The organism is Acidimangrovimonas sediminis (assembly GCF_002871005.1).
In the GTDB taxonomy this organism is placed as follows: domain Bacteria; phylum Pseudomonadota; class Alphaproteobacteria; order Rhodobacterales; family Rhodobacteraceae; genus Acidimangrovimonas; species Acidimangrovimonas sediminis.
In genome coordinates, this window is sequence record NZ_PHSN01000029.1 from 1 (window position 1) to 20,954 (window position 20,954).

At 69.3% G+C, this 20,954-nt stretch carries 25 protein-coding genes and 1 pseudogene; 12 read left to right on the top strand and 14 right to left on the bottom strand.

Annotation, left to right across the window (positions count from 1 at the left end; all coding sequences use genetic code 11):
- Positions 1-16 precede the first annotated feature (16 nt).
- The 5 genes and pseudogenes from CVV76_RS21160 to CVV76_RS21185 form a co-directional block, all read right to left on the bottom strand.
- Positions 17-178 (bottom strand): annotated as a pseudogene (locus CVV76_RS21160) (integrase core domain-containing protein); the annotation flags it as partial.
- A 585-nt stretch (positions 179-763) separates the two neighbouring features.
- Positions 764-1,258 carry a VOC family protein gene (locus tag CVV76_RS21170; protein WP_102226682.1) on the bottom strand — a complete coding sequence of 165 codons (495 nt, stop codon included), beginning with the start codon at positions 1,256-1,258 and terminating at the stop codon, positions 764-766.
- A 38-nt stretch (positions 1,259-1,296) separates the two neighbouring features.
- Positions 1,297-1,896 (bottom strand): recombination mediator RecR, encoded by a 600-nt coding sequence (gene recR, locus CVV76_RS21175; RefSeq protein WP_102226683.1) that lies wholly within the window; start codon positions 1,894-1,896, stop codon positions 1,297-1,299.
- 10 nt (positions 1,897-1,906) lie between these two features.
- Positions 1,907-2,251 (bottom strand): YbaB/EbfC family nucleoid-associated protein, encoded by a 345-nt coding sequence (locus CVV76_RS21180; RefSeq protein WP_102226711.1) that lies wholly within the window; start codon positions 2,249-2,251, stop codon positions 1,907-1,909.
- Between the two features lie 347 nt (positions 2,252-2,598).
- A complete protein-coding gene (locus tag CVV76_RS21185; RefSeq protein WP_102226684.1) occupies positions 2,599-4,380 on the bottom strand; it encodes a DNA polymerase III subunit gamma/tau in 1,782 nt (593 codons plus the stop codon).
- A gap of 111 nt (positions 4,381-4,491) precedes the next feature.
- Here CVV76_RS21185 and CVV76_RS21190 point away from each other — a divergent pair, with 111 nt between their 5' ends.
- The 5 genes from CVV76_RS21190 to CVV76_RS21210 all read left to right on the top strand — a co-directional run bounded on the left by CVV76_RS21190 (position 4,492) and on the right by CVV76_RS21210 (position 7,799).
- Positions 4,492-4,983: a protein-tyrosine phosphatase family protein gene (locus CVV76_RS21190; protein ID WP_233193080.1), complete on the top strand. Its 492-nt coding sequence runs from the start codon at positions 4,492-4,494 to the stop codon at positions 4,981-4,983.
- Between the two features lie 46 nt (positions 4,984-5,029).
- Entirely contained in the window at positions 5,030-5,251 is a 222-nt protein-coding gene (locus CVV76_RS21195) for a hypothetical protein (protein ID WP_102226685.1), read from the top strand.
- 34 nt (positions 5,252-5,285) lie between these two features.
- Entirely contained in the window at positions 5,286-6,146 is an 861-nt protein-coding gene (locus tag CVV76_RS21200; protein ID WP_102226686.1) for an urea carboxylase-associated family protein, read from the top strand.
- A 133-nt stretch (positions 6,147-6,279) separates the two neighbouring features.
- Positions 6,280-6,831 carry a 2OG-Fe(II) oxygenase gene (locus CVV76_RS21205; RefSeq protein ID WP_102226687.1) on the top strand — a complete coding sequence of 184 codons (552 nt, stop codon included), beginning with the start codon at positions 6,280-6,282 and terminating at the stop codon, positions 6,829-6,831.
- A 56-nt stretch (positions 6,832-6,887) separates the two neighbouring features.
- Positions 6,888-7,799 (top strand): DMT family transporter, encoded by a 912-nt coding sequence (locus CVV76_RS21210; protein WP_102226713.1) that lies wholly within the window; start codon positions 6,888-6,890, stop codon positions 7,797-7,799.
- 62 nt (positions 7,800-7,861) lie between these two features.
- Here the strand turns inward: CVV76_RS21210 and CVV76_RS21215 are convergent, their stop codons facing one another.
- Positions 7,862-8,554, bottom strand: a complete 693-nt coding sequence (locus CVV76_RS21215) for an NUDIX hydrolase (protein ID WP_102226688.1) — start codon at positions 8,552-8,554, stop codon at positions 7,862-7,864.
- Between the two features lie 385 nt (positions 8,555-8,939).
- Here CVV76_RS21215 and CVV76_RS21220 point away from each other — a divergent pair, with 385 nt between their 5' ends.
- The 4 genes from CVV76_RS21220 (at position 8,940) to CVV76_RS21235 (ending at position 11,425) form a co-directional block, all read left to right on the top strand.
- Positions 8,940-9,716: an EF-hand domain-containing protein gene (locus tag CVV76_RS21220; protein WP_102226689.1), complete on the top strand. Its 777-nt coding sequence runs from the start codon at positions 8,940-8,942 to the stop codon at positions 9,714-9,716.
- Positions 9,717-9,797: 81 nt separating this feature from the next.
- A complete protein-coding gene (locus CVV76_RS21225; RefSeq protein WP_102226690.1) occupies positions 9,798-10,382 on the top strand; it encodes an RNA polymerase sigma factor in 585 nt (194 codons plus the stop codon).
- Entirely contained in the window at positions 10,375-10,794 is a 420-nt protein-coding gene (locus CVV76_RS21230) for a dihydroorotate dehydrogenase (RefSeq protein ID WP_102226714.1), read from the top strand. The genes CVV76_RS21225 and CVV76_RS21230 overlap by 8 nt, the downstream gene beginning before the upstream one ends.
- 1 nt (position 10,795) lies before the next feature.
- A complete protein-coding gene (locus CVV76_RS21235) occupies positions 10,796-11,425 on the top strand; it encodes a periplasmic heavy metal sensor (RefSeq protein WP_158243212.1) in 630 nt (209 codons plus the stop codon).
- 145 nt (positions 11,426-11,570) lie between these two features.
- Here the strand turns inward: CVV76_RS21235 and CVV76_RS21240 are convergent, their stop codons facing one another.
- Complete coding sequence (locus CVV76_RS21240) at positions 11,571-13,226, bottom strand: diguanylate cyclase (protein ID WP_158243213.1); 1,656 nt, start codon at positions 13,224-13,226, stop codon at positions 11,571-11,573.
- A gap of 119 nt (positions 13,227-13,345) precedes the next feature.
- On the opposite strand from CVV76_RS21240, the gene CVV76_RS21245 reads away from it, so the two are divergent.
- The 3 genes from CVV76_RS21245 to CVV76_RS21255 all read left to right on the top strand — a co-directional run bounded on the left by CVV76_RS21245 (position 13,346) and on the right by CVV76_RS21255 (position 15,071).
- Positions 13,346-13,639 (top strand): DUF3572 domain-containing protein, encoded by a 294-nt coding sequence (locus CVV76_RS21245; RefSeq protein ID WP_233193083.1) that lies wholly within the window; start codon positions 13,346-13,348, stop codon positions 13,637-13,639.
- Positions 13,640-13,741: 102 nt separating this feature from the next.
- Complete coding sequence (locus CVV76_RS21250; RefSeq protein WP_233193085.1) at positions 13,742-14,503, top strand: EcsC family protein; 762 nt, start codon at positions 13,742-13,744, stop codon at positions 14,501-14,503.
- 100 nt (positions 14,504-14,603) lie between these two features.
- On the top strand, positions 14,604-15,071 hold the full coding sequence (locus tag CVV76_RS21255) for a DUF1203 domain-containing protein (RefSeq protein ID WP_102226693.1): 468 nt from the start codon (positions 14,604-14,606) through the stop codon (positions 15,069-15,071).
- A 39-nt stretch (positions 15,072-15,110) separates the two neighbouring features.
- Here the strand turns inward: CVV76_RS21255 and CVV76_RS21260 are convergent, their stop codons facing one another.
- The 7 genes from CVV76_RS21260 to CVV76_RS21290 form a co-directional block, all read right to left on the bottom strand.
- Positions 15,111-15,737 (bottom strand): inner membrane-spanning protein YciB, encoded by a 627-nt coding sequence (locus tag CVV76_RS21260; protein ID WP_102226717.1) that lies wholly within the window; start codon positions 15,735-15,737, stop codon positions 15,111-15,113.
- A 160-nt stretch (positions 15,738-15,897) separates the two neighbouring features.
- Positions 15,898-16,263: an Mth938-like domain-containing protein gene (locus CVV76_RS21265; RefSeq protein WP_102226694.1), complete on the bottom strand. Its 366-nt coding sequence runs from the start codon at positions 16,261-16,263 to the stop codon at positions 15,898-15,900.
- 3 nt (positions 16,264-16,266) lie between these two features.
- On the bottom strand, positions 16,267-17,022 hold the full coding sequence (locus CVV76_RS21270; protein ID WP_158243214.1) for a sulfite exporter TauE/SafE family protein: 756 nt from the start codon (positions 17,020-17,022) through the stop codon (positions 16,267-16,269).
- Positions 17,019-17,993, bottom strand: a complete 975-nt coding sequence (secF, locus tag CVV76_RS21275; protein ID WP_102226695.1) for a protein translocase subunit SecF — start codon at positions 17,991-17,993, stop codon at positions 17,019-17,021. Before secF ends, CVV76_RS21270 begins: the two co-directional genes overlap by 4 nt.
- A gap of 1 nt (position 17,994) precedes the next feature.
- Positions 17,995-19,659, bottom strand: a complete 1,665-nt coding sequence (secD, locus tag CVV76_RS21280) for a protein translocase subunit SecD (RefSeq protein ID WP_102226696.1) — start codon at positions 19,657-19,659, stop codon at positions 17,995-17,997.
- Positions 19,660-19,680: 21 nt separating this feature from the next.
- Positions 19,681-20,010, bottom strand: a complete 330-nt coding sequence (gene yajC, locus CVV76_RS21285; protein WP_102226697.1) for a preprotein translocase subunit YajC — start codon at positions 20,008-20,010, stop codon at positions 19,681-19,683.
- A 292-nt stretch (positions 20,011-20,302) separates the two neighbouring features.
- Entirely contained in the window at positions 20,303-20,953 is a 651-nt protein-coding gene (locus CVV76_RS21290; protein WP_102226698.1) for a LysE family translocator, read from the bottom strand.
- Between the last annotated feature and the right edge of the window lies 1 nt (position 20,954).

The following is a 20,954-nucleotide window of genomic DNA, read 5'->3' on the forward strand; positions in this document are numbered from 1 at the left end:
CACGCCCCGATTACAGAAGGCACTCGTCCCTGAGGCGGCCATTGAAGCTCTCGACAAAGCCGTTCTGCATCGGTTTCCCCGGCGCGATGTAGTGCCATTCGACCCGGCGCTCCTCCTGCCATTTGAGGATGGCGTTCGAGGTCAGCTCCGTGCCGTTGTCGCTGACCACCATGCATGGATACCGCTGGCGCTAATGTCGCCTGTAACGACTGGGGTGGCGCCGTTCCACCAAGCCTCTGGACGCGAGTTACCAGGGGTGGGCGGCGTGCTCCGGGCGCTCTCCCGGCAGCAGGTATCCTGAGATCATGGGAGGTAAGGCACTATGGCAAAGCTGACCCTCGACCCTGCGGAACTTCGGGCCGTCGCGCTCAAGGCGGTCACCCGCATCTTCGCGACCTGGAGACTGTCGGATGACGAGGCTGCAGCCCTCCGCCCGATCCGGTCTTCGCCTACCACGAGGTGCTCCGGCGGCTTGAGGAGCTTCTCGGGGATCCGCACTTCGTCGATCGGGCCCACGAGCATCTCGCCGCCCTGATCCACCGGATCAGGCTCAGGCCAGACCCCACAGCGCAGGACGGCATGGCTGCCGAGATCCAATGGGATCTCGGCAGTTTGCTTTGCGCAGGAGGCTACGCAACCACATGGGCCAAGCGCTTGGCCTGCAATCCGCAACTGACGGTATGGTCAGGGGGCAGCGCCCCCGCCGCCGATCTTTCCGCCCCGGACCGCCCGCCCGGTCAGCGCACCCGATCAGAGCACCCGGTCAGCGCACCCCGCGTTCTCCCCTTGCCGCCGCCTCGATCGCGGCCACGTCGATCTTGCCCATGGTCATCATCGCGGCAAAGGCGCGGGCGGCCACTTCGCCGCCTGCCGCCAGGGCGCGGGTCAGCACCCGGGGCGTGATCTGCCACGACACGCCCCAGCGGTCCTTGCACCATCCGCAGGCGCTCTCCGCGCCGCCATTTCCCACGATGGCGTTCCAGTAGCGGTCGGTCTCGGCCTGGTCGTCGGTCGCAATCTGGAACGAGAACGCCTCGGTCTGGTGGAACGCCGGGCCGCCGTTCAGCCCCAGGCAGGGCAGGCCCAGCACGGTGAACTGCACCGTCAGCACCTCGCCCGCCTTGCCCGAGGGGTAGTCGGCCGGGGCGCGGTGCACCGCTTGAATGGCACTGTCGGGGAAGGTTTCGGCATAGAACCGGGCGGCGGCCTCGGCCTCGCGGTCGTACCACAGGCAGATCGTGTTCTTGGGGGTGTTCATCGCGTGCCTCCCGGGATGCGGCACCCCGGGGGTGCCAGTCAGAACCGCTTGCGCGCCTTCAGCGCCGCGCCGATCGTGCCATCGTCGAGATAGTCGAGTTCGCCCCCGATCGGCACGCCCTGGGCAAGGCTGGTGACCTGCGCGCCGGTCGCCTCCAGCGCATCGGCAATATAATGCGCCGTGGTCTGGCCGTCGACGGTGGCGTTCAGCGCAAGGATGACCTCGGTCACGTTCTCCTCGGGGATGCGGGCCACCAGCTGGGGAATGCGCAGTTCCTCCGGCCCGACGGCATCGAGGGCCGAGAGCGTGCCGCCCAGCACGTGGTAGCGCCCCTTGAACGCCCCGCCGCGTTCCATCGCCCAGAGGTCCGAGACATCCTCGACCACGCAGATCTCGCCGGTCGCGCGGCGGTCCGAGGCGCAGATCGGGCAGAGCATGTCGGTGCCGATGTTGCCGCAGCGGGTGCAGTTCTGCACACTGCGCGCGACCTCGGCCATGGCGGTGGCAAGCGGGGTCATCAGCAGCTCCCGCTTGCCGATGAGATGCAGCACCGCACGCCGGGCCGAGCGCGGCCCGAGACCCGGAAGCCGCGCCATCATCTCGATCAGCGCCTCGATCTGGGGGGGGATGTCGCCCATTTGGCCGGGGTCAGAACGGCAGCTTGAAATCGGCGGGCAGGCCCATGTCGCCGGTCAGCCGCTGCATCTCGGCCTGGTACTTTTCCTGAGCCTTCTGCTGGGCATCCTTGATCGCGGCAAGGATCAGGTCCTCGGCCACTTCCTTTTCCGAGGGCACAAAGATCGACGGGTCGATCTCGAGGCCGGTCAGCTCTCCCTTGGCGGTGGCCCGCGCGGTCACGAGGCCCGCACCGGATTCGCCGATCACCACCGTGGTTTCCATCTGGCGGTTCAGCTCTTCCATCTTGGCCTGCATCTCCTGCGCGGCCTTCATCATCTTGGTCATGTCGCCAAGACCGCCCATGCCCTTGAACATCTGCATCTCCCTCTCGGTTTGAACTGGAAGATAAGGGGGCGCGCGCGGGGCCACAAGGCGGGGAGGCACGTCTGCAGGGGAGGATTTGGCGCGCGGCAACATCCGAGGTCCCTCATGGGTGCCGACCCGGCCCGGTACGCGGCAAAGCCGCAGGGCCAGCGCCGGCCCATCCCCGCCACGCCATAGGTGTCCCTGCGGCAAGACGTGCTGGAGCTTTGTCGCCCGCGTGCCACGCATCATTCGATGGAGGGGGTTGGCGGACATAAAGCGCTACCGTTCACAGGTTGCTTGCGCCACCCCACGGGCCGGTGCTTACCCTGCAATCGGTGTGTCAGAGGCGGGGCATCCTAGCCGTCCTCGAACGGGTCCCATTCGTCCTCGACCTCGGGCAGGGCACTTTCGGCGGCGGCCTGCACCAGGACCTCGGGGGCGCGGATGTCGGTGATCTTCGCGCCCGGAAATGCGGCGAAGACCGCCTGCACCAGCGGGTTCTCGGCGCGCAGCTTCGCCTCTTCCTCGGCGCGCTTGGCGTCGCGGGTGTCGGCGATGGTGGGCTGGCCGCCCGAGGCGACGATCGAGACGCCCCAGCGCTGGTGGGTCCAGCCCTGCAACCGGCCGGCCAGTCGCGCGGCAAGGTCCTGTGGCGCGTTCGGTGCCGGTTCGAACTCGATCCGGCCGGGGGCGTAGCGGGCAAGGCGCAGGCCGGTCTCGACCTCGACCAGCAGTTTCACGTCGCGCATCGTGCGGATCAGCTCCACCACGTGGTCGAAGCTGGGGAAGCGCGCGGCAAGGGCATCGGGAACCTCGGCCGGGGCAAGCTGCGCCGAGGGACCGCGGGTGGGGACCATCGACGGGCCGCGCATCGGCGCATGGACCATGCCGCCCGGACCTGGCCCGCCACCTGCCGGACGTGCCCCGCCGCCGCCACCACCACCGGGCCCTTCCGGCGGGCGGGGGGCGTTTTGCAACCGCCTGATCAGGTCTTCGGGCGAGGGGAGTTCCGCGACATGCGTCAACCGGATCACTGCCATCTCGGCGGCCATCATGGCGTTCGGGGCCTGCGCGACCTCTTCCAGTGCCTTCAGCAGCATCTGCCACATCCGGGTCAGCGCCCGCATCGGCAGGGCCGTGGCCATCTTCTGCCCGCGCGCGCGCTCATCGGGCGAGATGGTGGGATCCTCCGCCGCCTCGGGCGTGATCTTGATGACGCTCAGCCAATGGGTGATCTCGGCGAGGTCACGCAGCACCGCCATCGGGTCGGCGCCATCGGCATATTGCGACGACAGCTCCGACAGCGCGCCCGCCGCGTCGCCCTTCATCACCATGTCGAAGAGGTCGAGCACCCGGCCCCGGTCGGCGAGGCCCAGCATCGCGCGCACCTGTTCCGCCGTCGTCTCCCCGGCGCCATGGCTGATCGCCTGGTCCAGAAGCGAAGTCGCATCGCGTGCCGAGCCTTCGGCCGCGCGGGTGATCAGCGCCAGGGCATCCTCGGAGATCTGCGCCCCCTCGGCCCCCGCGATCTTTTTCAGAAGGCCGATCATCTGCTCGGGTTCGATCCGGCGCAGGTCGAACCGCTGGCAGCGCGAGAGCACCGTCACGGGCACCTTGCGGATCTCGGTCGTGGCGAAGATGAACTTCACATGGGCGGGCGGTTCCTCCAGCGTCTTGAGCAGCGCGTTGAACGCGCTGGTCGACAGCATGTGGACCTCGTCGATGATGTAGATCTTGTAGCGCGCGCTGGCGGCGCGGTAGTGGACGCTGTCGATGATCTCGCGGATGTCGCCGACACCGGTGCGCGAGGCGGCGTCCATCTCCATCACATCGACGTGACGCCCCTCCATGATCGCGCGGCACGGTTCACATTGACCGCAGGGTTCGGTCGTCGGCCCGCCGTTGCCGTCGGGTCCCACGCAGTTCAGCCCCTTGGCGATGATCCGCGCGGTGGTGGTTTTGCCCGTCCCGCGGATACCGGTCATGATGAAGGCCTGCGCGATGCGGTCCGCGGCAAAGGCGTTCTTGAGCGTGCGCACCATCGCGTCCTGGCCGACGAGATCGGCGAAGGTCTCCGGCCGGTACTTGCGGGCCAGAACCTGGTACTTCGGGGCGGTGCTGTCGGGGGTGTCGCTCATGGGCGGGACGATGGGCCTCGGCTGGTCGGTCGCTGGAATCGGGTCGGGGGCAAGACTAGGGTGCGGCCGAAGCGACGTCCAGCGGGCGGGCGCGTTCGGGAAGGGAAACGGATGGAATACGAGATCGCCGAGATCGGGATGCTGTCGGGGCCGCGGCCCGGCGCGATCGGCATCGCCCCGGCGCCGGGGCTGGCCGGCGACTACAAGGGCGACCTTGCCGCGCTGCTGTCCTGGACGCCGGGCCTGGTGCTGAGCCTCGTGAGCGAGGCCGAGGCCGAGGCGGTGGGCGCGCGCCGGCTGGCTGCCGATCTGGGGCGCCGGGGGATCGCGTGGATGCGTTTCGCGATCGCCGATTTCAGCGCGCCCGACGCCATGAAACAGGAGGCCTGGCCGCCGCTCTCGGCCGAGCTGAGGGCGGCGATCGGGCGTGGCGGGCGGCTTCTGGTGCATTGCCGGGCGGGCTGTGGCCGGTCGGGCATGGTGGTGCTGCGCCTGATGGTCGACGCGGGCGAGGCCCCGGGGCCTGCGCTGGCGCGGCTGCGCGCGGCACGGCCCTGCGCGGTCGAGACGGCGGCGCAGATGGCCTGGGCGGTCGAGGGCTGAACCCGCCGTGACGAAAATGTAAGAGACCGAGATAAGGGAAAGATCCATGTTCCTCCTGCTGCCGATCTTCATTGTCCTGCTGTTCGTGGGAATGTGGTGGGTGCGCCGCAATTCCACCCTGACCCGCAACTGCCGCTGGCGCCCGGCGATGGCGGCTGCGGCCCCCGAGGGGCAGGTGCATTTCCGTTGCGTCGCCTGCGGGGCCGAGACAGATTGCCCGAAGGGAAAGACCCCCAACGATTGCCTGCGCCTGCCCGGCGCCGCCTGAGGGGCGCGCCGGCTGGCCCGAGACGGAACCACGGATGAAGACAGCTTCCCCCGCCTATCCCGCCCCCGCCGACGCCGAGGCCCGCCGCGGCCTGAGCCCGGTAGTCTGCTACGATCCTGCGACGCTGCCTGCGCCGGATCTTGGCGCCTACCGTGCCGCCCGCGCCGGCGCCCGCAAGACCGCCGAGGTGCTGGCCCCGCCACGCGACGCGGCCTGTTTCGAGGTCCCGGCGGGCAGCTTCTTCCGCATCAGCTGCATCGACGGGCCGCAGGTGGGCGACCTCAACCTGTGGAACGCGGCCGACCTTGGCGAACGCTTCTATTCCGGCAAGACGCGGGCGCTCCACGGCACTCACCTGTCGACGGGGGACAGGCTGTGGTCTTCCTTTCCGGCGATGCGGCCGATGGCCACGATCACCGACGACACGCTCGACTGGTACGGGATCGACGCTTTCGGCGGCTCGGTCCATGACGTGATCGGCACGCGCTGCGATCCCTACACCCACAATCTGCTGACGGGCGGGCAGTATCACCATTGCTGTCATTCCAACCTGACCCGCGCGCTGGCCGATGCCCGGGGGCTGCCGCTGGCAGAGGCCGGGCGCCACGTGCACGACGTTCTCAACGTCTTCATGTGCACGGGGTTCACCCGTGATACCGGGCAGTATTTCATGAAGGCCTCACCCGTGCGCCCCGGCGATTACCTGGAATTCTTTGCCGAGATCGACCTTGTCGGCGCGCTCTCGGCCTGTCCGGGCGGCGATTGCGGGGATGAGCATTCCTCGGACGCCGCCGCCTGCCACCCGCTGAAGATCGAGGTCTTCACGCCCGAGGCCGCGCCCGCAGGCTGGGCGCCGCCCGCGCCGAACGGCTACGACGGTTCTCACGGGCGCTGAGGGAAGGCCCCGGCGGGCAGCTTGGCGCCGGGGCACGCGCAAGCATGTCGCAAACCGCCCTCGCGGTCGGAAACGTGCGCGCCGCGCGGATGCGGGGGCGTTATGGCCGGACGGTTCACTGGGGCCCCCGATCATGCTTGCCATCCACGCCATTCCCGACGCCTTCACACCCGCCGAGTGCCGCCACATCGTCGACATCGCCCATGCCGAGGAGCCCGCGATCGCGGGCCTCGTGGGGCGGCGGCGCGATCACAACATCCGCCGGGCCGAGATCGCCTGGCTGGATGAGCGCGAGGGCGCCGAATGGGTGATGGATCGGCTGATCCGGCTGGTGGCGCAGGCCAATCGCGACGTCTTCGGCTTCGACCTGACCGAGTTCGCCGAAAGCGCGCAGGTCGCGCGCTACGGGGCCGAGCGGCAGGGCCATTTCGGCTGGCATTCCGACATCGGCGACGGGCAGGTGGCACGGCGGCGCAAGCTTACGCTGGTCGTGCAGCTTTCGGATCCGGGCGCCTACACGGGCGGCACGCTGGAGACATGGTCCGGGCATGAGCCGGTCGCGGCCGACCGGACGCAGGGCGCGGCGGTGCTGTTCCCGGGCTTCGTGCTGCACCGGGTCACGCCGGTCACCGAGGGACAGCGCTCGTCATTGACCGTCTGGGCACACGGGCCGGAATTTCGATGACCGATCGGCGCTTGCCGCTTTCCCGGGACACGCCGGCGTGACATAGCGACGCGATGATGAGCCCATGGATCCTTGCCACGCTGGCCGCCGCGGCGGTGCAGACGGTGCGTTTCAGCCTGCAACGCCAGCTGAAGGGTGCCGGCCTGTCGACCGGCGGCGCCACCTTCTCGCGCTTCCTCTTCGGCTTTCCACTTGCCTGTCTCGCCGCCGCGGTCCTGATCGCGACGCAGGGAAAGGGCGGGGAGATCGCGCTGCCGAACGCGCGGTTCTGGGCCTTCGGCATCGCCGGCGGCATCGCCCAGATCGCCGCCACCTTCTGCACCGTCGCGCTGTTTTCCGAGCGCAGCTTTGCTGTGGGCATCGCCTTCACCAAGACCGAAACGGTGCAGGTCGCGCTGTTTTCCACCCTGGTGCTGGGCGACCGGATCCCGCCCCTGGGCTACCTGGCCATCGTGATCGGCGTTGCGGGGGTGATCCTGCTTTCGCGTCCGCCGAAGCGGGCCGACGGCGGCAAGGTGACCGTCTTCAACCGCGCCACCCTTCTGGGACTGATCGCCGGTGCGTTGTTCGGCGCCTCGGCCATCGGATACCGCGGCGCGACCCTTGAGGTCGCAAGCACCGACCCGCTGATCCGCGCGGCGGTGGCGCTGGCCTGCGTCACCACCTTCCAGACCGTGGCCATGGCGCTCTGGCTGCGCTGGCGTGACCCGGGGGAGCTGACGCGGGTGCTGGGCGCGTGGCGTTCCACCGCGCTTGTCGGGCTGACCGGGGTCGCCGGCTCGTTTGGCTGGTTCACCGCCTTCACGCTGGAAAACGCGGCCTATGTGCGCAGCCTCGGGCAGATCGAGCTTCTGTTCAGCTTCGTCGTCTCGACCCTGATCTTCCGCGAGCGCAGCCACCCGCGCGAGGTTGCGGGGATGGCGGTCCTCGTGGTGTCGATCGTCATGATCGTCTGGATTTCGGCCTGATCCCGCCCTGAATCCGTGATCTCATGACCGGCGTCGAACCCGTACCCCGGGGGCGGCGCGCCTCACTCGATCCGGCGAAACAGGGATTCGGGGCCGGAATTGTCGAAGAACGGCACCGGGCCGACGACTCGGCCCCGACGGATCGCCTCGGACACCTCGGCAAGCACCACTTCGGTGATGAACGGCAGATCGAGGTGGCGCGCCTCGGCCAGGTCGATCCACTGCAGGTGCGACAGCTCGTCCGACGCGCGCGAGAAATCCTCGGCATCGCCCGCGACCGAGCCTGCATCGGCGAGAAAGAAGCGGGCGTCGAAGCGGCGCGGGCGGCCGCGCGGGGTGATCGCGCGGAACACGTAGGTCAGCCCCTCGGCCGAGGGGCAGAGCCCGGTCGCGGCGAAGTCCTGCCAGTCCGGGGCAGGGGTGCCGGGCCAGGCGCCGGGCACGCCCATCGGCAGGCCGGTCTCTTCCCACAATTCGCGGATCGCGGCGGCGGCCAGGGCCCGGGCGAGGTCGCCCGAATGGGGCGCCTCGGAGGCGTGGGCGGCAACGCGGCGGGCGCAGGCCTCGGGCAGGGGGCGGGCAAGGGGCACCTCGGCATCGCCGGGATCCACCGCCCCGCCCGGAAACACGAACTTGTTGGGCATGAACGCCGCCTTCGATCCGCGCTGCCCCATCAACACCTGCGGGCCGGATGCCCCCGCGCGCGACAGGATGATCGTGGCGGCATTGCGCAGGGCGGTCTTGTCTTCAGTCATCTGGGGGCCATTCCTCCGGTCGGTCTCGTCTCGGGGATCCCGATCCCGGCGGGAGCCTGCGCCGGAGACGCCGGCGGTGCAAGCCGATGCGGCGGCGGGGCGCAAATTTCTTGGCGGGAAATCCGTCAAAACCCCTGCAAGAGTTTTGCGCGCGGCGCTTCCCGAGGTCAGCCCGTCGCCAACCGGGAGGGCCGGCGGAATTCGGAATATTTTTATCTATTTCATTGTAATAATTCAGTTTTTCTTGACGCTCGGGGGCGGGGAACGCCGCCGCTGCGCCCGATCTCGCGACATTCCGCCATGCGCCGCGACGGAAGTTCTGAGCCGCCCCGTAGAATGGGACATGAGGCGAGGCAATCGGGCATCGCATCAAGAGGAGAGAGAGATGACACCCAAGGCAAAGCTGACCGCCCTGACCCTGGCCGCCGTTCTGGCCGCCAGCGTGTCGACCGCGATCAACGCGCAAGGGATGCCGCAGGCGGGCTCCGGTGGAACTGGTCCGGGCATGATGCAGAAGGGCCCCGGGGGTCCCATGGGACCCGGCATGATGGGCGCCGGACGGATGGGGCCTAAGATCGACTTCAAGGCGATCGACACCAATGGTGACGGCACCATCAGCCTCGATGAGATGAAGGCCTGGCAGGCGAAGAACATCGAGGGTCTCGATGCCAATGGCGACGGTTTCCTGACCAAGGACGAGATCGTCAACTTCGAGATGGCGAAGGCCAAGGCGCGGATCGAGGCGCGCGTGGACAGGATGTTCTCGCAGGTCGACGTCAACAACGACGGCAAGATCAGCGCCGCCGAAGTGATGCAGGCGCCGCAGGACATGATGATGATGCGGCTCTTCAAGATCGCCGACGCGAACAATGACGGCACGGTCTCGCAGGCCGAGTTCGACGCGGCCCAGAAACGCATGATGATGCACGATCACCATGGCCGCCGGCACGATGGACGGCACGATGGGCGCCATGACGGTCGGCCGGGGGGGCGCCACGGCGAGCATCGCGGCGATCACCGCGGCCACAATGGCTGGGGCAAGGACGGCCAGCACGGCGCCATGGGCCAGGGCAAGGGCCCCATGGGTAAAGGTCAGACCCCGCCGCCCCCGCCGCCGGCCCCGGATGCCGACACCGGCAGCGCGACCGACAGCGGCAATTGATCCGCTGGCCGCGCCCGGGGGGCCGATCTCCGGGCGCGGCGCATTGTGAACCGAAGGGTTTCGGGATACGCCCAAGGCACGATGACCATGCCCTACGACGCTCTGACCGAGGCCCCCGACGAGGCCCTGCTCGTGCTCTACGCCAATGGCGATGGGGCGGCGGCGCGGGTGCTTACCGGGCGGCTGACGCCGCGGGTTCTGCGTTATGCGGCGCGCCTGCTGTCCGATCCGGCCGAGGCCGAGGACGTGGCGCAGGAGGCGATGCTGCGGCTGTGGAAGATCGCCCCCGACTGGCGCCAGGGCGAGGCGCAGGTCACCACATGGCTCTACCGCGTCGTGACCAATCTCTGCACCGACCGGTTGCGCAAGCGGCGTTCGGTCGGGCTGGACGCGACGCCGGAGGTCGAGGACGATCGGCCGGGCGTCGTGGCCCGCATGCAGGAGGACGATCGGGCGAAGGCGCTTCAGGCGGCGCTTGGGCGCCTGCCGGAGCGGCAGCGCGAGGCGGTCGCGCTCAGGCATCTCGAGGGGCTCTCCAACCCCGAGATCGCCGATGTGATGGAGATAAGCGTCGAGGCCGTGGAAAGCCTGACGGCGCGGGGCAAACGGGCGCTGGCGGCCGATCTGGCCGGACGGCGCGAGGAACTGGGGTATGACGATGGCTGACAGATCCGAAGAGTTCGATGATCTCGAGGGCTTTTTCCGGGCCGCGCGGGCGGAGACGCCGGAACCTTCCGGGCGCCTGATGGATCGTATCCTTGCCGATGCGGCGGCGCATCAGCCCCGCCCGGCGGCGCATCCCGCCGTGCGGCAGGGCGCGCGCGCGCCCGGCCGGCGCCCGGCCGAGGCGCGGCGCACGGGCCGGGGCTTCTGGCAGCGTCTTCTGCCGGGGATCGGTGGGCCCGGCGTGGTGGCGGGCCTTGCCTGCAGCGCGGTCGCGGGGGCCTGGATCGGCTTTGCCCAGCCCGCGCCGATCGCCGGGCTGGCCAGCCAGATGACCGGGCAGACCGCGTCGCTCGACCAGGTCGACCTGATTCCGGCGATGGACAGCTACCTTACTGCGGATGCGGGAGACTGAGATGAGTGAACCGACACCTCCCACCCCGTCGGGCGGCCCCGACGGCCCGCGCGGCCCGGGTGCCGACGGCACGGCCGAAACGGCCCGGGGCCTTGGCCGCGGCTGGCGCCTCGTGCTGATCGCCTCGCTCGGGCTGAACCTGCTGGTCGCGGGGGTCGTCGGTGGCGCGGTCTTCGGCGAGTGGCGCGACCATGGCCGCCCCATCGTCCGCGACCTCGGCTTCGGCCCCTATGGCGAGGCGCTCAGCCCCTCCGACAGGACGGCACTGATCCACGCCTTCGCCAAGGAGACCGGCGGCTTTCGGGCGGAGCGCAAGGTCGCGCGCGAGAACTTCGGGCAATTGCTGAGCGTGCTGCGCACGACGCCCTTCAACGCGGGTGAGATGAAGGTGCTGATGACCCAGCAGGAACAGCACATGGCGGGGCGGCTGGCGCTGGGTCAGAAGCTGCTGATCGAGCGGATCGAGACGATGAGCCCCGACGAACGCCACGCCTTCGCTGATCGTCTTGAAAAAGCGCTGTCGCGCAAGGGGCACCACAGGCCGCCGAAGGGCCGGGCGAAGGCCGAATGCCCGCCTGCCGACGCCACTGGCGCGACACCGGACGGCGCGGCCGGTACCGCAAAGCCCTGATCGGCAGCCCCGGTTCGGGGCAGCGACGACGGCGCCGGTGGCTGCATGGCTATAGCCGGCGTGCGGCAGGGAATGCACCCCGAAGCGGAGCGCGGGTTTCCCGTGGCGACGCCCGGTGATTGGTATGCGGGCGGGCGGCAGGGCCTCAGGCCGCGGGGCGGTCGACCGTGACCTGGTTTCGGCCCTCGGATTTCGCCCCCAGCAGCGCGCGGTCGGCGCGGTCGATCACGGCCAACGCGTCCAGCGGGGCAGCCCGCGACGACGGATCTCCGACGGCCAGCCCGATCGACAGGGTCACCGTGATCTGCGTGCCCGAAGCCAGCGTGACGGGGTTCGCCCCCACCAACTTGCACAGCCGTTCGGCCAGGCGGCGCGCGGTCTGCAGATCGGCGTCGGGCAGGGCGACGAGGAATTCCTCCCCACCGATCCGGGCGAGCAGGTCGCCGGGCCGCAGGCTTCGCGCCAGCATATGGGCGACCGACACCAGAACCGCGTCGCCCGCGGCGTGGCCGAACGTGTCGTTAACCGCCTTGAAGCGGTCCAGATCCAGCACCATGACCGAGAAGCGTTTGCCCGAGATCCGCGCCCGTTCCGCGATCCGGGCGAGGTGGGGCAGCGCATAGCGCCGATTGTAGAGGCCGGTCAGCGGATCGGTGACCGCAAGCTGCAACCCCGCCGCGACCGATTCGCGCAAGCGATCGTTGCGACGTTTGCGCGCGATCAGCCGGGCAAGCCGCAAGCCGATTTCCCGCCCCAGCCCCGAACCTTCCCGCACCTGTGCGCCGACCGCCGGTGCCGCGGGCGGGATGGCGGCGGCGGGCGGCATGTCCGCCATCGTACCGGTGCCGGCCGTCTCGACGATGAGCAGATCGCCCGTCCCGGCGGGGGTGGGCCGGCGCGCCGACGCGCCGCCAACCGTGCCCTGCACGCCGCGCCCGTCAATCTCGGCGCTGTCCCTGTCCCCGGTCAGTTGGTCCCCGGTCAGTTGGTCGCCCGTCATGAGGTCGCCCGTCACGACGTCGCCCGCGCCGAGGTCGAGCGCGCGCGCGGCCGCTGCCGTGTCGGCGCCGGGCAACAGAACAAGGATCGCGGCGTGGCGGGTGGCCGAGCGCGAGCGGAGTTCGGACATCAGGTCAAGCACCGCGTCCACCCGGTCGCGGCATGTCTCGGGGCTTGCGCCGGGCCCGGGTGGCGCGGCGGCGAGGACGAAGGCCTCGGGCGCCACGCCGCCAGATGGCTCCCCCAGCGCCTCGCCCCTTCCCAGCACCTCGATCCTGCCGTCGATCTGCCGGGTCAGCGCCCGCCGAAGCCGCACCCCGGCGCCTGCATCGGCGGCGATCAGGCCGATCCGCGGTGCCCCCGCGGCATCCTCCTCCGGTTCGGTGAAACCGAGGTCGCGGCAGGTCTCCCCCCGCGCCATCAACTCATCCTCGGCCTCGCGTGCGCGCATCAGGCTGCGCACGCGCGCAAGCAGCAGCGCCTCGTCCAGCGGGAGGGCCATCACGTCGTCGGCCCCGGCCATCAGGGCGGCCAGTCCCTCCGCCCCCGCCGCACCAAGAACGATCACCGGCAGCGCGGCCGTCGCGGGATCGGCCCGTACACGGCCGCAGAAGTCGGCGCCCGTCATGTCGGGCAGCCGCGCGGCCACGAGCACGAGGTCGAGCGGTTCGGTCGCGGCCTGCGCCAGACCGGTCACGCCGTCCGAAGCCTGGATCATCCGATAGAAGGCCCGCCCCAGGCGCGCCTTCAAGACGATCCGGCTTGTCGCGACGTCGTCGACGATCAGGATCTTTCCCGCCACGGTCGGTCCCCGCCCCTTGCAACTGTGTCCTTCCGACTCCAAGGTCGCGCCCAATGGTTAAGAATTCCTTTCCGGGCGTTAACTGACCGGTCAGGTTTCGGCGGACGAGAGAACACGACATGGTGAACGGCACGATGACCCGGGACATGGCCGAGACGATCGGCCTGCGGGCACTGGGCTGGCTGGCGGGCGAGGAGGAGCTTCTTCCGGTCTTCCTTGGCGCCACCGGCGCCGATATGGCGGAGCTGCGCACGCGTGCCGCCGATCCCGGGTTCCTTGGCGCCGTCCTGGATTTCCTGCTGATGGACGATGCCTGGATCGTGCGGTTCTGCGACGCACAGGATCTGGCCTACGAGGTGCCGCGCGCCGCCCGTGGTGCCCTTCCGGGCGGCGAAGACCGGCACTGGACCTGAGCTTCCCCTTCCGGCCGGGCTGTTGGCCCGGAAGCAGGCCCGGACGTTGAAGCGCGCTCGGCGGCACCTTACCTATCGCAGATGGAAACCGAGATCCCCCCGATGCCCGTTCCCGACCTGTCGGGCGAAGAGATCGCCCGCCTTGCGGCCCGCTACCGCGACGCATCCGGGCCGATGATGTCGCTGGTCAACATGGTCGGCAGCCGCGTGGAAAAGCAGATCGAGGCGCTGCCCGACGGCGTGAAGGACCGGATCGAGACGATCGTGGAACGCGCATTGCATCAGGCCTACGGCATGGCCGGGCGCACACTGTCGGGCAGGGCCAGCAACGCCGCGGCCACGGCCGAGCGCCGCCACCGCGCCGCTGCCCTGGTGACCGGGGCCGTCGGCGGGATGGGCGGCCTTGCCTCGTCGCTGGCCGAGCTTCCGGTGACGGTGACGCTGATCTTCCGCGCGATCCAGAAGATCGCGGCATCCTACGGCTACGACCCCGAGGACGAGGCGGTGCGGCTGGAATGCCTTCAGGTCTTTGCCGCGGGCAGCCCCCTGGCCGAGGACGACGGGGTTAACACCTCGTTCCTGGGCGCGCGGGTGACGATCACCGGGCCCGCGCTGAACCGCGTGGTCGCGGCGGTGGCGCCGCGGCTCTCGGTCGCGCTGGGAGAGAAGCTTGCGGCACAGGCGGTGCCGCTTCTGGGCGCCGTGGCGGGGGCCTCGATCAACTACGCCTTCCTCCGCTACTATCAGGAGATGGCGCATGTCCGCTTCGGGTTGCGGCGGCTGGAGGACCGGGGCCACGACCGCGCCCAGCTGGTCGTAGCCTTCCGCGCCGCCGCGGCCACCCCGAAACGCCGCGCGGGCTGAGGGGGCCCGCGCGCCCCCGGACCGAATGCGCAGGAACCGGGCTGAGGCGCCCCGGGCGGTCGTGCTTTCCTTGCCCGGTGCCAAGGCAAGGAGGTTTCCCATGGCGTTCCGCATCACCGGGCTCTCGCCCGAACCGTTCCGCAGGTACTATGGCCTGTCCGACACCGCCCTCGCCGCCGAAGGGGTGATCCGCTGCGCGGTCGACGCCAGCCCGGGCTTTCCCGACCGGATCACCCTGCGCGACATCGACCGGGGCGGCAGCGCGCTGCTGCTGAACTGGGAACACCTGCCGGTGAATTCGCCCTACCGTTCCCGCCATGCGATCTTCGTGGCCGAGGGGGCCGAGGCTCCGTTCGACGCGGTGGACGAGGTGCCCGAGGCGCTGGCGCGGCGCATCCTCGCGCTGCGCGGCATCGACGGCCGGGGGCATATCGTCGCCGCCGCCCTCGCCGAGGGGGCGGAGATCGTCCCGAAAATCCGGCAGATGCTGGAGGCGCCTGAGGTCGGCTATATCCAAGCCCATTACGCGATGCGCGGGTGCTTCGCCGCGCGGGTCGACCGGGCCTGAGGCGCGGCGCCGGGGGCAGGGCTGGGGAAAGGCAGGGGCCTAGCGGTTCGCGCCCTTCTCGCCCTTCTCCGCGTCCTCCTCGATCGCGTAATCGCGGAAAAGCCGGGCCTGCAACATGAAGAAGGCAAACAGAGCGACGGTCAGGACAAAGGTCTTGAACCAGACCCAGGCCTCGTCACTCATCGTGCGCCAGACGATCTCGTTGGCGATCGCGAGGACGAAGAAGAAGGCGCAGACCCGGCGGGTCAGGATCATCCAGCCCTCGTGCTTCATGGGCACGACCTCTTCCATCACGATCCGGAGGTAGGATTTCCCCTGCAGGAGGCCCACCCCCAGGATCCCGCCGAACAGCAGGTAGATGATTGTGGGCTTCATCTTGATGAAGCTCGGATCGTTCAGCCAGACCGACAGCCCGCCGAAGATCACCACCAGCACCACTGTCGCGATCTGCATCTTCGACAGGTGCCCGGTCAGCCACCACAACAGGCCCGTGCAGATCACCAACAGCGGAACGAAGCCTGCGGTGACCAGGATGAAGCCATCGTAATCGGTGCCGCCGATCGCGACATGCTGCCCCTTGAGGCGCATGTAGGCCACGAAGAACGCGATGATCGGCCCGAATTCGAGCACGCCCTTGAGGTAAGGATTGATCTTCCGCCCGGCCATCTCGCTCTCCCAATGGATCCGCGCCGTGATGCCCCGGATCGCCTGCGGGTGCAAGCCGCCTGCGCCCCGCGCAGGCGGGGCCGCGCGCGGGGCATCCTCTTCTTCTGAGCGAAAATATTTCGGGGGGTGCAGGGGGCAGCGCCCCCGCCGGTCCACGGTCTCAGCCGGGGTCGCCCACCGGCAGCAGCGCACAGGCGACCCGGCGCCCTTCGGCCAGCGTCACGTTGTAGCTGTGCGCCGCGGTATGCGAGGCCATCACCTCCACCCCCATGCCGGCCGCCTCGATCTGCCGGCGCAGGTCGCCGGGCAGGGGGGCGATCTCGGGACCCATGCCGACGAAGATCACGTCGATCTCTCCCGCGAGGGCCAGCAGTGCCTCGGCGTCCTCGAGGCCGCCCCAGGCCGTGGTCGCCCCCGGCCGCACCAGCACGGCACCGTGATGGAGTTCCCCGCCGACGCGGAAGAAGCCGGGGCCGTAGCCGTCGACGGGGGTGGCGTTGCCGAAATCGACTTCGTTCAGGCGCATGTCTCAACCCTCCCAGATTGGCAGCCCGGCCAGGGCCGAGCCGAGGATGACGAGCCAAGCGATGCGGCGGTAGATCCGCTCCCGCTCCGGCTGGAACATAGCGGCGCCGGCGAGGCTTGCCAGGGTGAACGGCACGAGAAGGACCGCGCCCAGCACGATCGCGCCGGGCACGATCTGCCCCATCAGCGTCAGCGTGGCCAGCATACCGGCATCGACCACCATGAGGAACAGCACCAGATGCGCTCTGACCTCCGAGGCCGCGCGCGGCCCGGTCATGAGGAACAGGATCGCCGGCGGCCCGGGAACGCCGGTGGAGCCGCCGAGAAAGCCGCAGAGCGCGCCGATCCCGACAAGGCCCCGCGGCCCGGCACGCCAGGCATGGCGCCAGCCCGCGACCAGCAGGCCCAGCATGACCAGCGCCACCGCCGAGATCCCGATGCGGAACGCCGCTGCCGGTACCCGCGACAGAAGCGCAAGGCCCAGCGGCAGCACGAGGAGAAACCCCAGCGACATCAGCCCGACCTCGCGCGGTGCGCCGTCGCGCAGGGCACGGCGCGCATTCGGCAGGGTGCCGATCAGGTCCATCGCGGCAAGGGTGGTGATCGCGGCGAAAGGCGGCAGGACGATGCCCGCCATGGGCATGAACACCAGGGCCGAGCCGAAGCCGGCGAACCCGCGCACCAGACCGCCCACCGCGGCGGCCCCGGCCAGAAGTGCCAGCCCCGCGCCATCCAGGCCCGGGACCGGCAGAAGGCTCACGCCTTGCCCTTGGAGAAGTTGGTGCCGGCGTTCTTGTCCGACGGCTTGGACCAGTCGCGCTTGACCCCCAGCTGCAGCACGATGTTCTTGGCCACGTAGATCGACGAATAGGTGCCGACGATCACGCCCCAGGTCATCGCGAAGACGAAGTTGCGGATCACGTCGCCGCCCAGCACCAGAAGCGCGATCAGGGCGATCAGCGTGGTGCCCGAGGTCATCACCGTCCGGCTCAGCGTCTCGTTGGCGGAGAGGTTGAGCACGTCGCGCAGGGGCATCTTCTTGTACTTGATCAGGTTCTCGCGCGCCCGGTCGAACACGACCACGGTGTCGTTGATCGAATAGCCGACGATCGTCAGGATCGCGGCCACGATCGACAGGTCGAACTTCAGCTGGAACACCACGAAGATGCCGATGGTCAGCGCCACGTCGTGCACGGTCGCGGCCACGGCCCCCAGCGCGAACTGCCATTCGAATCGCAGCCAGATGTAGAAGACGATCGCGGCGACGGCGGCCAGCACCGCGATGACCGCGGTCTTGATCAGCTCACCTGACACCTTGGGCCCGACGCTTTCGATCGAGGGGAAGGTGGCCGAGGCATCAACCTTCTTGATCGCCGCCTCGATCGCCTGGGTGGTGGCCGGGGTGATGCTTTCCTGGCCGCTCTGGGCCTGGACGCGCACCATGGCCACGTGCTTCTCGCTCGACGAGGTCGGGTCGAACACCTGGGTGATCATCACGTCGCCCAGCTTCAGCGGCTGCAGCGCGGTGCGGTACTTGCCGGTGTCGATCGGCGTCTGGCTGTCGACGCGGATCGTGGTGCCGCCCTTGAAGTCGATGCCGTAGTTCAGCCCGATCGCCACGAACAGGATGATCGAGGCAAGCGTCAGCACGACCGACCCGCCGAAGGTGACGAGGGCGATCTTGAAGAAGTCGATGTTGGTCTTTTCGGGGACGAGTTTCAGCCTGCGCATGTCACACCACGATCGTTTTGGGGCGGCGGCGTTCGAACCAGATCACGATCACCAGCCGCGTCACGTAGATCGCGGTGAAGACCGAGGTCAGGATCCCGAGCCCGAGGGTGATGGCGAAGCCGCGCACCGGTCCCGCGCCAAGCCAGTAGAGGATCACCGCCGTCATGAAGGTGGTGATGTTCGAATCGAGGATCGCCGACAGCGCGCGCTCATAGCCCAGCTCGATCGCCCGGGCGGGGCCCTTGGCGACGCGAAGTTCCTCGCGGATGCGTTCGTAGATCAGCACGTTGGCGTCGACCGCCATGCCGACCGTCAGCACGATCCCCGCGATGCCCGGCAGCGTCAGTGTGCCGCCGATGGCCGAGAGGACGCCGAACATCATCGCCATGTTCAGCACCAGCGCGAAGTTCGCGATCCAGCCGAACATGCCGTAGCTCGCGACCATGAAGATCATCACGGCGATGGTGCCGACCAGCGCGGCCATCTTGCCCGCCGCGATCGAATCGGCGCCCAGCGTCGGGCCCACCGTGCGTTCCTCGAGGAAGGTCAGCTTGGCGGGCAGGGCGCCCGCGCGCAGCAGCACCGCGAGGTTGGTGGAGCTTTCGATCGTGAAGTTGCCGGTGATGATCCCCGAACCGCCGCCGATATAGCTTTGGATCACCGGGGCCGAGATCACCTTGTTGTCCAGCACGATGGCGAAGGGCTGGCCGATGTGATCGCGGGTGTAGTCGCCGAACTTGCGCGCGCCCGAGGCGTCGAAGCGGAAGTTCACCGCCGGCCGGCCGTTCTGGTCGAACGCCGGTTCCGCGTCGGTCAGCGAGTTGCCCGAGACCACCGGGGTGGAGTTCACGACGTAGTAGACGCCCTTCTGATCCTCGGACGGAAGAACCTCGTTGCCGACGCCGGCGTTGGCGTTCTTGTCGCCGGTCTGCTGGATCACCTGGTTGAAGGTGAGCTTCGCGGTGGTGCCGATCAGCTTCTTCAGTTCGGCGGCCGAGCCGATGCCCGGCACCTCGATCAGGATCCGGTCGTCGCCCTGGCGGGTGATCGTCGGTTCGCGGGTGCCTGCCTCGTCGATCCGGCGGCGCACGATTTCCAGCGATTGCTGCATCGTGCGCTCGTCGGTCGCCTTCTTCTCGGCATCTGACAGCTGCACGAGGACGGCATTGTCGCCGTCCTGCGTGACGGCAAGGTCGGACTTGCCGACGCCGGTCAGCGTGGTCACCGGGGTGGCCAGCTTCTTCACCGCGGCAATGGCCTGTGCCATGCCCTCGGGCTTGGAGATCTGGACCTTCAGCGTGCCGGGCGAGCTCTGCACCCGGCGGATGCCGCCGATGGTGTCACGCTCGGACCGGAGCGCGTCGCGCACCTCGGGCCAGAGCGCGTTCATACGGTCGGTGTAGACGTTCGACAGCTGCACCTCGGCCAGCAGGTAGGCCCCGCCCCGAAGGTCGAGGCCGAGGTTGACGATCGACGACGGCAGCCACGAGGGCCACGCGTCGGCCTGTGCCTTTTCCGCGGGCGTCGCCGTGCCGGTCTTGGTGATCTTCTGCACCGCGTCGTTGTGGTTCTGCACACGGCTGTAGAAGAGGTTGGGCATGGCGAAGAACAATGCGGTCAGACAGACCAGCACGATCAACGCCCGCTTCCACATGGGGATCTGCATGGGCGGGCTCCGCTTCGGCCGTCAGGAGGCGGCAGGTTCGGTCTTGGAGATGACCTGGCTGATGGTCGACTTCAGGACGCGGACCTTGACGCCGTCGGCGATCTCGACCTCGACCTCGCCGTTGTCCTTGACCTTGCTCACCTTGCCGAGGATGCCGCCCGAGGTCACGACCTCGTCGCCGCGCCGGACCGCCTCGACCATGGCGCGGTGATCCTTGGCCTTCTTCTGCTGCGGGCGGATCAGCAGGAAGTACATGATCCCGAAGATCAGGATCAGCGGCACGAAGCTGGTAAGCGCGCTCTCGGCGCCGCCGGCGCCTGCGGCCTGGGCGTATGCGGGGGTGGCGAACATCTTCATCCTCTCGTTCGGCGGCGCTCTGCCGGCGCCGTGGCATGGACCGGCAGGGCCTTGCCGACCCCCCCGAAATTGGCGCGCACCCTATCCGCGCCCCCCCCGCTTGGCAAGGCGAAGGCCGTCCGGGAGGGTGCATGGGTCAAGGCACGTTGGTGTGAGATGGGCAGGCCCGCGCGGCACCGCAAGAGGCCGGGCGGCGGATGCCGCGGGGGGCGTGCCGGAGATTGACGGGGGAACAGCCGGAGATCGGCGGGAGGCCAAGCAGGGGCCCAGTCGGATATGGGGCGCCTCAGTCCCAGACCAGCCGCAGGGCCAGCCCCGCGAAGACCAGCGCGGCCAGCCGGTTCAGCCCGCGCATCCGCCGGGCCAGCCGTTGCCGCACGAGGCCCGCCAGCGCGCCGTATCCCATGGTGATCAGCGTGCCGGTCAGCGCGAAGATCGCACCCAGCACGACGATCTGCTGCCAGACCGGTCCCAGCGCCGGGTCGGTGAATTGCGGCAGGAAGGCGAGGATGAAGAGGATGGGCTTGGGGTTGAGGATATTCGTCAGCGCCCCGCGCCGGAACGCCGCCATCCCCGACCCCACGCCCTTGCCACCTGTGCCATTTTCTCCTGTGTCGGGCGCGTCGGGCCCGGCGGCCCAGCTTTTCCACGCAAGGAACAGCAGATACGCCCCGCCGCCCCAGCGCAACGCCATCAGCGCCGCCGGTTCTGCCGCAAGCAGCGCCGAGATTCCCGCCGCCGCCAGCGTCACGTGCCAGAGCGCCCCGGCCCCGACCCCCAGCCCGGCCAGCGCGCCGATCCGTGGCCCGCCGCGGATCCCGCTGGCGGTGGCGAACATCACATCGGCGCCCGGTGTCAGGTTCAGCACGACCCCCGACAGGGTAAAGAGCCACAGGCTTTGCGCGGGGATCGCGGGAAGGAAGGAAAGAAGGCTCATC

What these genes read in the sequence shown, in the direction of transcription:
- CVV76_RS21195 (WP_102226685.1), top strand. Translation starts at nt 5,030, where the DNA reads ATGTTCCTCCTGCTGCCGATCTTCATTGTCCTGCTGTTCGTGGGAATG.
- CVV76_RS21200 (WP_102226686.1), top strand. Translation starts at nt 5,286, where the DNA reads ATGAAGACAGCTTCCCCCGCCTATCCCGCCCCCGCCGACGCCGAGGCC.
- secD (WP_102226696.1), bottom strand. Translation starts at nt 19,659, where the DNA reads ATGCAGATCCCCATGTGGAAGCGGGCGTTGATCGTGCTGGTCTGTCTG.
- CVV76_RS21185 (WP_102226684.1), bottom strand. Translation starts at nt 4,380, where the DNA reads ATGAGCGACACCCCCGACAGCACCGCCCCGAAGTACCAGGTTCTGGCC.
- CVV76_RS21250 (WP_233193085.1), top strand. Translation starts at nt 13,742, where the DNA reads ATGCCCGTTCCCGACCTGTCGGGCGAAGAGATCGCCCGCCTTGCGGCC.
- CVV76_RS21235 (WP_158243212.1), top strand. Translation starts at nt 10,796, where the DNA reads ATGAGTGAACCGACACCTCCCACCCCGTCGGGCGGCCCCGACGGCCCG.
- CVV76_RS21210 (WP_102226713.1), top strand. Translation starts at nt 6,888, where the DNA reads ATGAGCCCATGGATCCTTGCCACGCTGGCCGCCGCGGCGGTGCAGACG.
- CVV76_RS21180 (WP_102226711.1), bottom strand. Translation starts at nt 2,251, where the DNA reads ATGTTCAAGGGCATGGGCGGTCTTGGCGACATGACCAAGATGATGAAG.
- CVV76_RS21245 (WP_233193083.1), top strand. Translation starts at nt 13,346, where the DNA reads ATGGTGAACGGCACGATGACCCGGGACATGGCCGAGACGATCGGCCTG.
- secF (WP_102226695.1), bottom strand. Translation starts at nt 17,993, where the DNA reads ATGCGCAGGCTGAAACTCGTCCCCGAAAAGACCAACATCGACTTCTTC.
- recR (WP_102226683.1), bottom strand. Translation starts at nt 1,896, where the DNA reads ATGGGCGACATCCCCCCCCAGATCGAGGCGCTGATCGAGATGATGGCG.
- CVV76_RS21230 (WP_102226714.1), top strand. Translation starts at nt 10,375, where the DNA reads ATGGCTGACAGATCCGAAGAGTTCGATGATCTCGAGGGCTTTTTCCGG.
- CVV76_RS21260 (WP_102226717.1), bottom strand. Translation starts at nt 15,737, where the DNA reads ATGGCCGGGCGGAAGATCAATCCTTACCTCAAGGGCGTGCTCGAATTC.
- CVV76_RS21190 (WP_233193080.1), top strand. Translation starts at nt 4,492, where the DNA reads ATGGAATACGAGATCGCCGAGATCGGGATGCTGTCGGGGCCGCGGCCC.
- CVV76_RS21255 (WP_102226693.1), top strand. Translation starts at nt 14,604, where the DNA reads ATGGCGTTCCGCATCACCGGGCTCTCGCCCGAACCGTTCCGCAGGTAC.
- yajC (WP_102226697.1), bottom strand. Translation starts at nt 20,010, where the DNA reads ATGTTCGCCACCCCCGCATACGCCCAGGCCGCAGGCGCCGGCGGCGCC.
- CVV76_RS21265 (WP_102226694.1), bottom strand. Translation starts at nt 16,263, where the DNA reads ATGCGCCTGAACGAAGTCGATTTCGGCAACGCCACCCCCGTCGACGGC.
- CVV76_RS21290 (WP_102226698.1), bottom strand. Translation starts at nt 20,953, where the DNA reads ATGAGCCTTCTTTCCTTCCTTCCCGCGATCCCCGCGCAAAGCCTGTGG.
- CVV76_RS21220 (WP_102226689.1), top strand. Translation starts at nt 8,940, where the DNA reads ATGACACCCAAGGCAAAGCTGACCGCCCTGACCCTGGCCGCCGTTCTG.
- CVV76_RS21170 (WP_102226682.1), bottom strand. Translation starts at nt 1,258, where the DNA reads ATGAACACCCCCAAGAACACGATCTGCCTGTGGTACGACCGCGAGGCC.
- CVV76_RS21215 (WP_102226688.1), bottom strand. Translation starts at nt 8,554, where the DNA reads ATGACTGAAGACAAGACCGCCCTGCGCAATGCCGCCACGATCATCCTG.
- CVV76_RS21205 (WP_102226687.1), top strand. Translation starts at nt 6,280, where the DNA reads ATGCTTGCCATCCACGCCATTCCCGACGCCTTCACACCCGCCGAGTGC.
- CVV76_RS21225 (WP_102226690.1), top strand. Translation starts at nt 9,798, where the DNA reads ATGACCATGCCCTACGACGCTCTGACCGAGGCCCCCGACGAGGCCCTG.